The 14184-nt window shown below is 34.4% G+C and carries 14 protein-coding genes; 11 read left to right on the top strand and 3 right to left on the bottom strand.

Annotation, left to right across the window (positions count from 1 at the left end; translation table 11 throughout):
• Window positions 1–664 precede the first annotated feature (664 nt).
• The 10 genes from proS to AC5WOE_RS08805 all read left to right on the top strand — a co-directional run bounded on the left by proS (window position 665) and on the right by AC5WOE_RS08805 (window position 10216).
• Window positions 665–2101, top strand: a complete 1437-nt coding sequence (gene proS / locus AC5WOE_RS08850; protein ID WP_496052497.1) for a proline--tRNA ligase — start codon at window positions 665–667, stop codon at window positions 2099–2101.
• 262 nt (window positions 2102–2363) lie between these two features.
• Window positions 2364–3119, top strand: a complete 756-nt coding sequence (locus AC5WOE_RS08845) for a GTP cyclohydrolase II (RefSeq protein WP_496052390.1) — start codon at window positions 2364–2366, stop codon at window positions 3117–3119.
• A 297-nt stretch (window positions 3120–3416) separates the two neighbouring features.
• Window positions 3417–4517 carry an LCP family protein gene (locus tag AC5WOE_RS08840; RefSeq protein ID WP_496050638.1) on the top strand — a complete coding sequence of 367 codons (1101 nt, stop codon included), beginning with the start codon at window positions 3417–3419 and terminating at the stop codon, window positions 4515–4517.
• Between the two features lie 339 nt (window positions 4518–4856).
• Window positions 4857–5012, top strand: coding sequence for a hypothetical protein (locus AC5WOE_RS08835; protein ID WP_496052389.1), 156 nt, complete (start codon window positions 4857–4859; stop codon window positions 5010–5012).
• Window positions 5013–5270: 258 nt separating this feature from the next.
• Window positions 5271–5660: a DUF1259 domain-containing protein gene (locus AC5WOE_RS08830; RefSeq protein ID WP_496050636.1), complete on the top strand. Its 390-nt coding sequence runs from the start codon at window positions 5271–5273 to the stop codon at window positions 5658–5660.
• Window positions 5661–5892: 232 nt separating this feature from the next.
• Complete coding sequence (locus AC5WOE_RS08825) at window positions 5893–6999, top strand: M24 family metallopeptidase (RefSeq protein WP_496052388.1); 1107 nt, start codon at window positions 5893–5895, stop codon at window positions 6997–6999.
• Between the two features lie 147 nt (window positions 7000–7146).
• Window positions 7147–7347, top strand: a complete 201-nt coding sequence (locus tag AC5WOE_RS08820) for a hypothetical protein (RefSeq protein ID WP_496050634.1) — start codon at window positions 7147–7149, stop codon at window positions 7345–7347.
• 293 nt (window positions 7348–7640) lie between these two features.
• Window positions 7641–8582, top strand: coding sequence for an EamA family transporter (locus AC5WOE_RS08815; protein ID WP_496052387.1), 942 nt, complete (start codon window positions 7641–7643; stop codon window positions 8580–8582).
• 329 nt (window positions 8583–8911) lie between these two features.
• Window positions 8912–9592 (top strand): hypothetical protein, encoded by a 681-nt coding sequence (locus AC5WOE_RS08810; RefSeq protein ID WP_496052386.1) that lies wholly within the window; start codon window positions 8912–8914, stop codon window positions 9590–9592.
• Window positions 9593–9664: 72 nt separating this feature from the next.
• Window positions 9665–10216 (top strand): hypothetical protein, encoded by a 552-nt coding sequence (locus tag AC5WOE_RS08805; protein ID WP_496050631.1) that lies wholly within the window; start codon window positions 9665–9667, stop codon window positions 10214–10216.
• Between the two features lie 124 nt (window positions 10217–10340).
• Here AC5WOE_RS08805 and AC5WOE_RS08800 read toward each other — a convergent pair whose 3' ends face one another.
• From AC5WOE_RS08800 to AC5WOE_RS08790, 3 genes are read right to left on the bottom strand one after another with little or no spacing between them, the layout of a single operon-like run.
• Window positions 10341–10952: a hypothetical protein gene (locus tag AC5WOE_RS08800; protein WP_496050630.1), complete on the bottom strand. Its 612-nt coding sequence runs from the start codon at window positions 10950–10952 to the stop codon at window positions 10341–10343.
• 32 nt (window positions 10953–10984) lie between these two features.
• Window positions 10985–12589, bottom strand: a complete 1605-nt coding sequence (locus tag AC5WOE_RS08795; RefSeq protein ID WP_496052385.1) for a HAMP domain-containing sensor histidine kinase — start codon at window positions 12587–12589, stop codon at window positions 10985–10987.
• The gene (locus AC5WOE_RS08790) at window positions 12579–13295 is read right to left on the bottom strand and encodes a response regulator transcription factor (protein ID WP_496050628.1); all 717 of its coding nucleotides are present in this window, start codon (window positions 13293–13295) and stop codon (window positions 12579–12581) included. Before AC5WOE_RS08790 ends, AC5WOE_RS08795 begins: the two co-directional genes overlap by 11 nt.
• Window positions 13296–13473: 178 nt before the next feature.
• Here AC5WOE_RS08790 and AC5WOE_RS08785 point away from each other — a divergent pair, with 178 nt between their 5' ends.
• Window positions 13474–14154 (top strand): phosphatase PAP2 family protein, encoded by a 681-nt coding sequence (locus tag AC5WOE_RS08785; protein ID WP_496052384.1) that lies wholly within the window; start codon window positions 13474–13476, stop codon window positions 14152–14154.
• The last annotated feature ends 30 nt before the right edge of the window (window positions 14155–14184 follow it).

Raw genomic sequence — 14184 nt, 5'->3', positions numbered from 1 at the left:
TAGTCTGAGAATAATCTTGTAACTTATACAGGATCAGTAAAAGATTACCAAAATAAACTGAAGAAGATTCTTTCGCATACATCTATCTACGTGCATTTATTGGATAAGAACCAGAGTATTGAGCAGAAGACAGAACAAATCTATAAATTATCTCAAATCCCACAACTGAGGACAATGGTAACCAACTTTACTGTTAACTATTATGCAACATGGCCACAAAATCATCGGAATCCATATAGTCAAAATCCATTAAGTTCAATTCCATTCACGATGAATGATCTGAAATCAGTGCTAATCGATTAAAGCAGACCTACAGCAGAATCAATCGATGAATGGTGAAAACAATAAGCAAAGTGATTAAATACTTACACTACTTTAGAAATTAGCAAAGAAAAAGAATACCAATGTGAAATAAACAAATATTCAACTTCTCAAAATCCGATTTGTTAGATCAAACAGATTCTCTGCTTTTTGTGATAAGAAACCCCCGCCAAATTTCTTTTTTTAGCCAAATTAGTCTATAATAAAATTCATATTAATAATACATTTGTTTTCAAATATTGTAACTACATAAAACATAACAACAATCAAAGAGGATAGACCATTATTTTTTGCACTTGGGAGTGTGTTATTTGTGTCAGTGAAAAAGGGTTTGTTAAAAGAAATAACTCCACAATCGGAAGACTTTTCACGTTGGTATATTGATACCATTCGAAAAGCGGATTTAATGGATTATACACCTGTACGGGGCTGTATTGTATTTAAACCAGATGGGTATGAACTTTGGGAACGGATTCAACAGGCAATGGATAAAAGATTTAAAGAGACAGGTCATCGAAATGCTTATTTTCCAATGCTCATACCAGAGTCATTTTTTGAGAAAGAAAAAGAACATGTAGAAGGATTTAGTCCAGAATTACCTTGGGTTACAGAAGCTGCAGGAGAGAAATTAGAAGAGAAATTAGCACTTCGTCCTACTTCTGAAACGATGATTGGACATATGTACAGTCAATGGATACAAAGTTATCGGGATCTCCCTGTCTTGATCAACCAGTGGGCGAACGTTTTTCGTTGGGAAAAAAGGACAATGCCGTTTCTTCGTACATCCGAATTTCTTTGGCAGGAAGGGCATACAGCGCATGCGAATGAAGAAGAGGCTCGCCACGAAACTTTGCAAATGTTAGAGATATACCAAGAGGTAATTGAGCAAGAACTTGCTATTCCTGTTTGGATGGGACAAAAAACACCTTGCGAAAAATTTGCTGGAGCAGTTGATACATATTCAGTGGAAGCAATGATGAAGGACGGAAAAGCAGTTCAAGCTGGAACCTCACACTATATGGGAGAAAACTTTGCCAAGGGATTTGATATCAAGTTCCTTGATCGTGACAATAAATTAAAATTTGTCCATACAACTTCTTGGGGAACTTCAACTCGATTGATTGGTTCTATGATTATGGTTCATGGTGATGATAAAGGGTTAGTGTTACCACCTCGAGTAGCTCCAACACAAGTAATTATTATTCCAATTGGATCTGGTAAGAAACGTGAATTGGTTTTGGATAAAGTAGATCATCTTGTAACTGAGTTAAAAAGAGAAGAAATAAGAGTAAAAACAGACATACGTGAGGAGACACCAGGTTGGAAATTTAATGAATGGGAAATGCGAGGTGTACCGATACGCGTTGAAATAGGACCTCGCGATTTGGAAAATGATCAAGTTATTATTGCTCGTCGTGACACAGGAGAGAAATTAACGATTCCGATTGATCACTTGGTAGAAAGGGTAAAAAGTCTCTTAGATGAAATCCAAACCAATATGTTCAACAAGGCAGTTCAATTTAAATCTACACATTCTCACTTGCATATTGATACTCTCGATGAACTTATAAAACACATTATAAAATCGGAGAAGGATCATGTTATTGCTGGTTGGGTTTTGGCTGGATGGTGTGGTAAGGAAGCCTGTGAGGCGAAAGTAAAAGAAGAGACTAGTTTCACAAGTCGGAATATCCCATTTGAACCACCATTAAAGAAGGAAACTTGTATCACTTGTGGTCAAAAGGCAAAACATACAGTTTGGTTTTCCCGAGCTTACTAACAATACTATGCTACTAAAAATTTGTAAATAAACAGCACTTGTAAATCGATGAAAATGTTTCGTTGACAATAAATCGTACAAGTGCTTTTTTATGTTCAAATTTAACGGAACTAAAGCTACTATGCTAGGTTTAGATATATGAAAATGTCTTAAACAGATCTGTCCTCACCAAACGTATGAATTTGTAATTTTGAGTAATTTATATACGCAATATTAATAAGAAACTCTAAATAGCGCAGAATAAAAACAAAGGGGTGATATGGTGGTAGAAATTAAGCTTAATTCCAAAGTTCTTTCTGTTTTAGAAAACAAAATTCAACTCATTAGAACTACAAAAGGGGCTATTTATTTAGTTGGACCTATTCAGCTTCCTGTAAATTTATTTGGAGAAACGGTTGAGTTCAAATGGTATTGTTGGCTAAATTGTGATGAGGTAACAAAGGACTTTGAAAGAATCGTTCAGAAATTATCTTCTATTAACTTAGCTGAATTTCAACAATCAAGTGTCCTCATTTATGGCGATTTTGAAAATGGAGACGAGGCAGTTATTCGTATGCATTCGATTTGTCATACAGGAGATATTTTTGGTAGTAAAAGATGTGACTGTGGATTCCAACTAAAACAATCGATGAAAATGATTGTTGAACATGGCACTGGTGCTATATTTTATTTAGCAAATCATGAAGGAAGAGGCATTGGCTTATTTAGTAAAGCAATGGCTTATATCCTTCAAGAAAACGGTTATGATACGGTCGAAGCAAATCAAGCACTTGGTTTTGTCGATGATTCAAGAAGCTATAGTGACGCTATACAGGTTTTAAAAGTGTTGAGAAGTAAAACGGTTACCCTCATTACTAATAACCCCAAAAAGTTAGGGGCTTTAAAAAGTGCTGGTTTACCTGTATCAGGAAGAGTACCATTATGGGGAGACATATCAGAGTATAATGAAAAATACCTGAAGACAAAAATAAATCGTTCAGGTCATATCGAGGATGAAAAGACTTGCTATAATGACTGAATCCGAATTCAATATGGACTTAGCCTTATCAAGTACATAGACAGACTATGATTGTTAATGAGTAACGAGTTATGTGATTTAACCAATCTTATAATAATTACATGAATCCATAAATTAACAGACATAAAAATGAACTTTTCTTTCGAAAAACGGTCTTTTAATCATGGAGCAATCTGAATTAGGTTTGATTGTTAAACTGTTTCAATGGAGTAATGGTTTTGGAAGCTGATGACAAATTGACTTGACAACAATTGTTCCCTTTTCGAAAGGTGTATGAACAACAAGGAGGAAAACATCATGGAAGAAAACCAATATAAACCGAAAAAAACACCTTCCAGAGTAAAGAAGATAAAGAAAAAAAAGAAGAGGAAATGGCTGATGTGGAGCCTCTTGATTTTATTCATCATTGTTATCGGTATCGTCGGTTATATCTTCTTTACGTTTTGGAATGCTCTTGGTAAAGGATACAAACAAGCTCCTGTATCCCAATATCGCTCAGCTCCTGTAACAATGGATAAGCCATTTACGATTCTTTTTATGGGAACGGATAACTACAATTCTGATGAGAAAAAATTAAATAACCCAGATGCTTTTGGGGAACGTACGGATGTATTAATGTTACTTGCAGTAAATCCAGAAAAGAAAAAAGCACTAATTGTTAACATTCCACGTGATACGATCGTACCGATCGCGAATACAAATGGTGTGCGTACAAAAATTAATGCTGCTTATAATTATGCTTACGGAGGGCTTACCAATAAGAAGGTAGACCCTACACAGAATGTGCTTGATACTGTTTCTAATTTCTTAGGTGGAGTATCCATTGATTATTACGCACATATCAATTTTAAAGGATTTATTGATCTTGTAAATGCTGTTGGAGGGGTAGATGTATATGTTCCTTACAGCTTCCATATCAGTACGTTCGATCGCGTTTGTAGATTTAAAACTGGTCCTATGCATTTAAATGGGGAATGTGCTCTTCCTTATGTTCGCCAACGGCACAATGATCCAAATGGAGATCATGGTCGAAATCTTCGCCAGCAACAAGTAATGGAGCAAGTCATAGCAAAACTAAGTAGCTTTAGTTCTCTTACAGATGTTTCTGGAATTGCTAACGCAATAGGTGATAATCTGACTTATGATATCTCACCATCAAATTTTCTGCCTTTAGCAAATCTGTATAAATCTATTCCTAAGAAAAATATCGAGCAGTTCGAAGGCGGTGTTTTAGGAGGGACGAGTGCTAGCAATGGTGTTTCTATTAATGGGGCAGATTATGTCGTCATTCATGCATCGGATAAACGGAAATTATATAATGCGTTAGTTGAAATGGGGATTCCTCATGGTTCCGAACCTGACTTTGTAACTTATTCACATCCTTCCAAAGGAAAGTAATTTAATAACAAGATGAATTAAAAAAACACGAGATTTCATGGATATTGTGGTATTTGATGGAACCTCTCTTACTTCAAGAGAGGTTTTATCTCAATTTCACATCATGAATAAATTTTATTTTGATATTCTTTAACTATTATAGTCGAAGTATTTATTTATTGTCTTTATGTAATATGTCTTGCTACCACTATCTTTGTTTTGTTCATAGTATAGTATAATTAAAAAATAAACTAAATTTATAGGATGAGAAAGGAGAATAAAGATTGTTTTTTCTCTCTTTAATAACTTTTTTCATTTTGATGATAAGTGGAGTACATTTTCTATTTGGAGGCGTAATACTTGAAGGAGCTTCCATTGTCCTTTTATCTGGGGCAATACCTATGTTTTTTTGGCGGAGAAGGCACCACCATCATCATCATGGACACCATCACCACGATCATGATGGCGGCAGTAACTGCGGAAATTATTTTGTCTGTGGGAGCTGTGGTTTTCTAAGTGGGGAAGCATGCGGCGATTGTAGCGATTTGGGAGACTGTGATTGTGGGGATTGCAATTGTGGAGACGATTAGGTTTTGCAGATTATCCTCGTTCATAGATGAATAGTACCACATTTGAGAAAAGAAACAGAAAAAATGGATTCTTTGCTTGAATTAACCAGTGTCAGTAGTTCAAAACCATTTTAAGTAGACGCATGTTGATTCGAACCTGTTCGCTATCTCATATCGTATAGGGAACAGGAGGTATCGGTTTACGATGAACAATAATAGAACGCTTTGTCGGAAGTTTGCAAAAATTGTAGGTGGGCAACCTGGATTTGCGGGTGGGAAATGTGTAGCAACCATATCAAGGAATCAAATCCATACAACCATTTTGGGGAAAAGATTTGGAGTGACTTCTTCTTTCTCGTTTGAGTCAAGAGACAAAAGAAGCGGTAGAGCTCTATGTTTAGGCAGAGTCGCATTACTACAGACTGAAGTAGAGCGATTTACCTCTGTAATACGTAATCAAAAGATAAAAGTTTCGTCGATCCACAACGAATGGTTATTTGATCGACCACGTTTGATCTATGTCAATATCGAATCTATTGCAAAACCATTGATTTTTGCAAGGAAGGTCAGGAAAGCGCTAAACACTACTCGATAATTATGTTTTTAACTTAGTAGAATAAAGATGAGTGGGTTACATTCATTTGTTATAAATTAGGGGGCAAGCTAGGATGGTGAATCGTCAGCCAGCTTGCCCCCACTCCCGTAAGGGATACTGTCAAATTCTTTAATGATGGATGAAATGTTGTACTGTTTTGATGAACCGGTATGCAAAGATTTGATACGTTCATTATATGTATTCAATTAAATGATAGGAGAGTTGAAGCTTTATGGAGGATAACAAGCTGATGCGAATTCAAACACCTTTAGAAAAATTATTAACCTTCATGGAGGAAAAAGAGTTAGATGGTGTACTGTTAAGGAAACGGGCAAATTTTTCTTGGATAACAGGTGGAAAGAATAATCATATCTTACATACCAGTGAAGTGGGTGTAGCTGACCTTCTCATCTTTCGAGATAAAAAGTACTGTATTACTACAAAGATGGAATCAGCTCGTATTCAAGACGAAGAATTACAGGGGATGGATTTTGAATGGATCATAGCCGATTGGGTGGAAGGAACAGAGACGAAGATTAAACAATTATGTGAAGGAAAAAGAGTTGCCACTGATGTTTCTTTTGACACATTACTGGAGATGAGTGAGGAAATCTCCAAACTTCGATACACTTTAACAAATGATGAAATCGAACGTTACCGCTGGTTATGTCAGAAAGCAGCTATTGCTACTGAATCAACTTGTCGCGAATTGGAACCTGGTTGGACGGAATATGAAATCGCAGCACATCTATCAGCTAAAGTGATAAAAGATGGAATAAAGCCGCAAGTTGTATTAATAGCTACCGATGAGAGGATTTTCAAATATCGACATCCAATTCCTACCAATAAAAAAATTCAACGCTACGCAATGATTGTTTTATGTGCAGAAATGTGGGGATTGGTAGCAAATGTAACACGCTTTGTTCATTTTGGAGAGCTACCAAATCAATTACAAGAGAACAAACAAAAATTGGCGCAAATTGATATTGCAATGAATACGGCTACAAGGCCAAATGTACCAATAAAGGATGTTTTACAAATTGGTATTGATACATATGAAGAAGTTGGGTATCCAGACGATTGGCGTCTCTTACATCAAGGCGGTCCAACTGGATATGCTTCTCGTGAGTTGCTAGCAGTTCCTGATACAAGGGACACGGTTCAGTTAAATCAGGCATTTGCTTGGAATCCTGCTATTCGAGGAATTAAATCAGAAGATACCTTAATTGTTTTGGAATCAGAAAATCAGTTCTTAACTCACACGGGGAATTGGGTCTATATACCGATTGAAAAAGATGGAATGACTTATTTACGCCCGGATATATTGATCAGAAAATGAAATATGATTGAAAAAGACTGTTGATAAAAGAATGAACACATGTTCCTGGTGCCAAAATAATAAACTTTCTTGAAATGACTAATTAGTGCTATTTATAACAAAAAAAGAAATATATACAATATATTGTAAGCAATTTAGGAGTTAGTCATGCATACAGTTGCTTTGTCTAAGGACAACAAACCCATTTGCTTTAGAGAAGATTCTGATGGTCAATTTACTGTCACAGAAAACGGAGTGGAGTATGTATACGCTATCGAAAGCGTCGCTTATTTCCTCTTCTGGATTAAAGCAGTTCTCGGGACAGAACAAAAAGTAAAAACACGCTGTTCCTGTTGTGGTATAAGTTGACATAGGAACCGTTATTCGAAAAGAGGATAACGGTTCAAAATATAGGTAGAAAAAGTCAACTTGTATATTTTAGTCAGTAATTTAAAAGAGTTCTTTCTGGGAGTAAGTCAGAACAGAAGAAAACAAATTTATATATATGAAAAAGAAACAAGCTAACCATCAAGCTTGTTTCTTTTTTTAAAAGATATTCATTTATCTGTAATAAAGTTATGATAGTTGTGCTGTAAAATAAAATAGCAAGTTTATAAATAGTGTTAAAATTTATTTTTTAAATTATTTTATAGATAAGAAGGATGGACATGAAAAGCATAATACATCGAATACCGAAACAAATTATAGGCACTATTTTGCTATTATGTGCAACTCTCTGCATTTCAAGTAGCCAAGTTTACTATGGTATGTTTGTTCAGAATTTTAACCCTTATTTTTTTGTATTCGTGAGCTTTACTATTACATTTCTGTTTTTTTTATTTATTGAATTAACAACACTTAAAAGCACAAATGTCAAAGTTCCAGTATCTTCGAAGGATTGGATGGATGTTTTTTTTATCAATCTCATCACTGCAATGACATTCATTTTTTACTATGTTGCTCTAAAATATGTTGAGCCAGCAGTTGTAAGTTCTATCATGTGGGGAATTGGTCCTGTTGTGGCACTTCTGATTACCAAATTGACTCTTCCAATGAAAAAAACTCCATTCCTACAATTGATAGCAGGAACAGGTATATTAGTAGGTGGTTTATTTCTTGCTTGGGCTTCTATGAAAGGGCAATCGGGTATCATCGTTCAATCAACTTCTATTCTTTTTCTTGGTCTGCTTTTCACTTTTCTTGCTGGTATTGGTAATGTTGCTCTCACTTTTTTCTTGAAAAAATTGAGTAATCAAGGATGGAATTCTTCTAAAATATTAGCTCATCGTTTTTATTTGATCATTATCATTTCTGGCATCGTTGTCTGGTTCAATCAATATTATCAAGCTATTCCTTTGATGGATATGATAGGGGTTATTTTTATAACATTTACAGGAACTGTTTTACCTATGTATCTTATGCAATCTAGCATGAAGTACAGTAGCCCGTTTTCTGTTCTCATCATAAGTTCATTAGCACCTTGTTTTACCTTTTTATTTCAATTATTAGATCCACGAATACAAATATCATATTCTACCTTAATAGGTGTTGTGATAACCACTATTTTTGGTTTTTTAGTAATGTTCAAAGATGAAAATAATTAACACTTGTACTGTCAACTTAATATTTTGTTACATAAGTAAAAAACTCTTTTCATTGCAAAAGAGTTTTTTACTTATGTATGTTAATAACACTGTATACTTGAGCTTAAAAAGAGAATGCCAATTATAAGATAATATTGCTTTATTTATGTGTAATAATGCAAAAGAAGTATTGTTTGATATATCAATAGTAGAATAAAATATTACTAGGCGGTGTAGTTTCATGTGTTTTGTTTCAAAAAGATTATAGCAATTAAAAATTTTTTATGAAATCATCATCCTGTATTATGGAAGAGTGAGTGTATGTTGCAGAACCTAATGGAGAGAATCAAATGAAACGAAAAAATTTAGAATTGATGACAGATTATATTGTAAAGTACATGGATTTAAGAGAAATCATGGAACCTATTCAGGTTGATGAGCAAGTTTTTAAAATCGAATCTTATCAAGAGAAGTATGAAAATTTGTATTTTGGTGCCATTAAGACGATCTGTGATTTATTAAATGAAAACATTCCCTTATCGAAAAAAAGATATCTTGCAAAACATCTAGAGGAAAGGGTTAAAAGTCATAAAGAAGTCCAGGAGCAACTTACTGTTAATTTAAATCAGTTAATTCATGTAGCTAGAATGAAAAAACACCGTATTGTAGCTGTTCGCCATGATTATACAGCCTATTGTTCCCTTGAAAGTATCCAGTTTCCCTCTTATCAAAATTCAATAGATAATATGGTTTATTTTTTAGAATTAGATGAAATAGTTGGAAAAGGAATTATGAGAGAGTATATAAATGAATTTACAACTGCAAAAGGAATAAAAGACAATTCTTTCTATACACAGTGGATCAGCTTAAATGGTAAGAATCTTGATCGGGAAACATCTTTCCATAAAAATATGTGTATATTATGGCCAAGTTATCAAGAGATACTACTCCCAGAAGATGTACTGCCTAAAAACGATCCGTTTGAACTGGAAGCACAAAAATGGACCATTATTTTAAGTAGGCTATCATAATTCATTTTCTTTTGGAATGTTTGAAGTGGTAAAAGTAAAGATAACACTGAAAAAATAAGAGTGAGGATACTTGTGAAATATTTCAGAGTAGAACATAAAAATTATTTCCGAGAATGGATTGTTGCACAAAATGAAAAGGAAGCGATTAACTATCTAGAGGTTCAACGATTTCATGGAGAAAACTTTTCCTATGATGATGTGGCCGTTGTTGAAGAGCTGTACCATTCACCTATCTATCGCGATGAACATAAAGTGTGGCCTTTTGAAGAAAACGAAGTACCGTTTGAACGGTGGGTATTTACTTTGAGTAAACCTGTATATATGGGAAACTCCGCTGAAACATGGGGCCATTGGACAGAAGCTATTTTCTTATATGATAGAAAAATAGAAGTTGAATGTAGCTCAGGGATTTTAGAAGAAAAGGAAGAAGAGATATGTCTTCTCTGGGAATATCCAAAACATCAGCAAAATAACTTAAGTTTACTTGCAGTTTGCTCTAGTATCGATCATGCAAAAGATCTAATAAAAAAGAGAGTAGCTTCATTATTACAAACGGATTTTTCTGCAAAATTACCGTATGGATATGTAATAGTTGTAAGAATAGTAAATGAATTGATGGAATAGATTTTTAGGGCACAAGATGTATTACAAAACAAGGGATCTCTGTATTCTCCATGTGATCCCTTGTTTTTGTTGTCAAAATCGAGACTTATTCAAGTATAGTCGCTATTTTTTTTCTAAAATATAGTTAAGAGACTGCTTGTTTATTTCGCTTATCTATCCATGTTATGGCTGCCCATAATACAATGGTAACTGCGACCATGAAGAAGAAAAATCCTCCAGCATGGATGAGTAAAGCAATGAACCAAATGTGGCTTAAGATAAAATGAGAGGTACGGATAAACTTATTCTTTACACGCTGATATAACCAACCATAGATGGCAATGGTAAGTAGGATTAGTAAAGCCGCAATGCCGGTTAATAGTTTGGGATCATCAAGTTTGGTAAATAAGTAGTAGGTGCCATGGATAACCACAAGGATTAATGCGATCCATCCTGTAAAAGTATGAATAGCATATAGTCTTTTTCCCCATAATTTTAAGGGTTTGAAAGGAGAAGCTAGTTTTTTCTTGAATAGTAACCACCAATAGCTGATTGCACCGAGTGCAATTGCTGCGTTTCCAAAGATAGTAAAGTCAAATCCTTTTTGTTCTTTTACATTTTGTATACCATTTGGCGGTACACCCTGAGGATTTCCTGGTGGCTGAAGGGAAGTTTTATAGGCTGAATATCCAACAAAGAAAAGAAAAATAAGAGTGACCAATATAACTGGTATAAATACTCGTTTATCTTTTTTCAAAATAGAATCTCCTTTACATAATCGTGAAGATTTTAATGAAAGAATGGTAAGTTTATAGTAAGTCGAATAACTTGATTTTTATAATCTACATGAATCTTTCCATGATGTAAGTCGATAATACTTTTGGTAATTGCCAATCCGAGTCCTGCACCAGACTTACTTGAAGAGCGGGACTTATCAACCCGATAAAATCGATCAAATAATCGATTGACCTCTTCTTGTGACATCTCTTCACATGGATTTGAAGTAGTGATTTGAATGTATTGTTTAGTCTTAACCATTTCTATTTGAATCTTTCCAGGGTACGTACTATATTTGATCGCATTGGTAAGGATGTTTTCGAAAGCTCTTACCATTAGATTCGAATCAACTTCCAGCATGACTGGTTCACTAGGGAGATTTTTAATAAATGTAACGTTGTTTTCCTTGGCAATGGGGTCTAGTTCGTCAATTAGTTGTTTTAACAATTGATTGAGACTCACTTTTTCTTTTTTTAGTTGTACACCTTCTCCATTTAAACGAGTAAAATCGAATAAATCTTCTATCAATTTTTTTAATTGTTCCGATTTCCCATAAGCAATATCGACATATTCATCAAGTTGGATTTGGTTTTTATATTGATGATCTTTCACTAACCTTATATACCCCATGATCGAAGTGAGTGGAGTACGCAAATCATGTGAGACATTGGTAATGAGTTCATCTTTTAATTTTTCTGTTTGTCTTTCTTTTTCAATCATCTGATCTAATTCCGAAGCCATATAATTAATGTTGATTGCGAGTGAACCTAGTTCATCTCTACTTTTTTCTGGAATACGAAATTTTAAATTTCCTTTTGCTATTTCTATTAATCCAAGAGCAATCTCCTCAATTTCATTCATTTTACGTTTGGTTATAAGATAGAAACAAATAAGAAAAGATATAAGTCCTAGTAAATAAGGAGTAAATCCTGTCTCTTTTCCGTATACAACTTTTGCTTTAGGAACGCCACTGACAATTAAATAGGTTTTTGTTCCACTTAGGTTCATAGGATACATTCTTGTTACAATTGGGTGTTTCTCATGACCATCTAGAGGCTTTTGGGATTTGGCAATCATATGTCGAATATCGACTTTTGTCTCATTCACTCCTTGTGATTGATATAGAACTTCTCCATCCGTATTGGCAATGAAGGCTTGAAAATTATTTTGTTGTTTTGATTTGTTGATTACATAAAGAATTAATTCATGTTTTGTTAAGCGATAAACCGATTTCTCATTATTCTGTACAGATAACCACTCTTCATTCGTCTTTTTCGTTGGTAGTGACCGATTTAGAAACTTTTTTTTGAAAATAGGGTCGTTTTTTCCTATTTCTTTTATAAAGCCATTTATATCATTATCGATCTGATCAAATTGTTGAACTAAGTTTCGTGCACTTTCATCAATCGTTATTATTCCTTCAGTATAATCGAGTCTGCGTTCGTTATTTACGAATAAAGGGCTTGATACGAAACCGATTAACATTGAAACTAGAATGCAAAACGTAAAAGCCAATATAAGTTGAATTCGTACGCTTCTCCTCACTTGTTGGACAAGACTATCTATATATTTGCTATTAAAGAGGCGGATGGGGAAAAACCGCTTGTTATTCTTCAATTTTATAGCCAACCCCCCATACTGTCTTTATATACCGAGGTGCTCTTGGATTCTCCTCGATCTTCTCACGCAAATTACGAATATGGACCATGACAGTATTTTCTGATTCATAGAAAGATTCATTCCAAACGCGTTCATAGATTTTTTCTGTATTGAACACCATACCAGGATTGCGAGCCAAAAGCTCTAAAATAGCAAATTCTCTTGGTGTCAGTTTGATTTTCCTATCTGCTACTGTGACTTCATGGGAAGTAACATTGATCAAAAGCTCATCTATAGAAATAACGTCCATCTGCTGTGCACTATTACTATGAGCATTTCCATCTGATTGGTTTAAGCGCAGATAGCGGCGAAGTTGTGACTTTACTCTAGCCACTAATTCTAGTGGTTGAAACGGTTTTGTTACATAATCATCGGCACCAGTGGTCAATCCCATGATCTTGTCCATATCCTGTGATTTGGCAGATAACATGATAATTGGCACATTTCTATTTTCCCTTATTTTCATACACGCTTGAATTCCATCCATATGAGGCATCATGATATCTAATATCACCAAATGGATAGTTTCGTTTTCTAAATAATGTAATCCTTCCAATCCATCTACTGCTTTCAGGACGTTAAACCCTTCATTTGTAAGATAAATCCCTATTAAATCACGGATTTCTTTCTCATCATCAATGATGAGAATCGTTTCTTGCGCCACGAGAAGAACTCCTTTCTCTGCCTTACAATTTACGCTAATAATCTTAAGGAAAACACAAGGTATTTCTTAATTATTTCTGAATTTCCTTCTTGTTTTTTCAGATGTTCTTCAGATGGAATATTATTTTTCCTTAAGAACTTTTTTGTAGTATGGCATACAGACGAGGAGGACTAAGAAAATGAATGAAAAATGGAAATTAGTTGGTATTCTTTGTTTTCTGCTCAGTATACCAGCAATCATGACAATTTATCCTTATTTAAATACACCTGATCGTGGTGTCCATACGCTAGTAACGACTATAGATAATTCCATTCCTGTTGTAAAAATTTTTGTAATTCCGTACGTTGCTTGGTTTGGTTATTTATTAATAACATTGGTTTATTTTTGTGTTTCTGATCGAAAACTTGCATTTCAAATAATACTCGTTTTTGACTTAGGTTTGCTGGTTTGCTTTTTTATTTATAATTTTTTTCAAACGCAAAGTCCGGTTCGTCCAGATATCACAGGGCATGATTTTCTATCTCGAATTCTTCAGTCTGTATATCAAATCGATCATCCATACAATAGTTTTCCAAGTATTCACGTCATGAGCAGTTATTTAATGATCCGAGCCATGCGTAACAGCTTAGTGAAAAATTTATGGATGAAATGGATTATCAGATGTTGCTCCACTAGCATTATTCTTTCAACTTTGTTCATCAAACAACACGTCATTATAGATGTAATTGCTGCTATTTTACTAGTTGAATGCTTGTTCAAAGGAGTGGAATTTATGTATGAATGGTTGTCCTTAGATCATAGAACAGAAAAAGCAGTTGCCAAAAAAACAAGTTCGTATTCTGTTTATAGTGAAGGATGAAAGATGCTTGGCAAATCAAATGAAAAACAA

Source organism: Shimazuella sp. NTD248, from assembly GCF_059510395.1.
The sequence above is the reverse complement of the archived record's forward strand: the minus strand, read 5'-3'. Positions and strand labels throughout refer to the sequence as shown.

Coding starts and splice junctions, on each gene's coding strand:
- AC5WOE_RS08840 (WP_496050638.1), top strand. CDS start 3,417: ATGGAAGAAAACCAATATAAACCGAAAAAAACACCTTCCAGAGTAAAG.
- AC5WOE_RS08830 (WP_496050636.1), top strand. CDS start 5,271: ATGAACAATAATAGAACGCTTTGTCGGAAGTTTGCAAAAATTGTAGGT.
- AC5WOE_RS08825 (WP_496052388.1), top strand. CDS start 5,893: ATGGAGGATAACAAGCTGATGCGAATTCAAACACCTTTAGAAAAATTA.
- AC5WOE_RS08820 (WP_496050634.1), top strand. CDS start 7,147: ATGCATACAGTTGCTTTGTCTAAGGACAACAAACCCATTTGCTTTAGA.
- AC5WOE_RS08815 (WP_496052387.1), top strand. CDS start 7,641: ATGGACATGAAAAGCATAATACATCGAATACCGAAACAAATTATAGGC.
- AC5WOE_RS08810 (WP_496052386.1), top strand. CDS start 8,912: ATGAAACGAAAAAATTTAGAATTGATGACAGATTATATTGTAAAGTAC.
- AC5WOE_RS08785 (WP_496052384.1), top strand. CDS start 13,474: ATGAATGAAAAATGGAAATTAGTTGGTATTCTTTGTTTTCTGCTCAGT.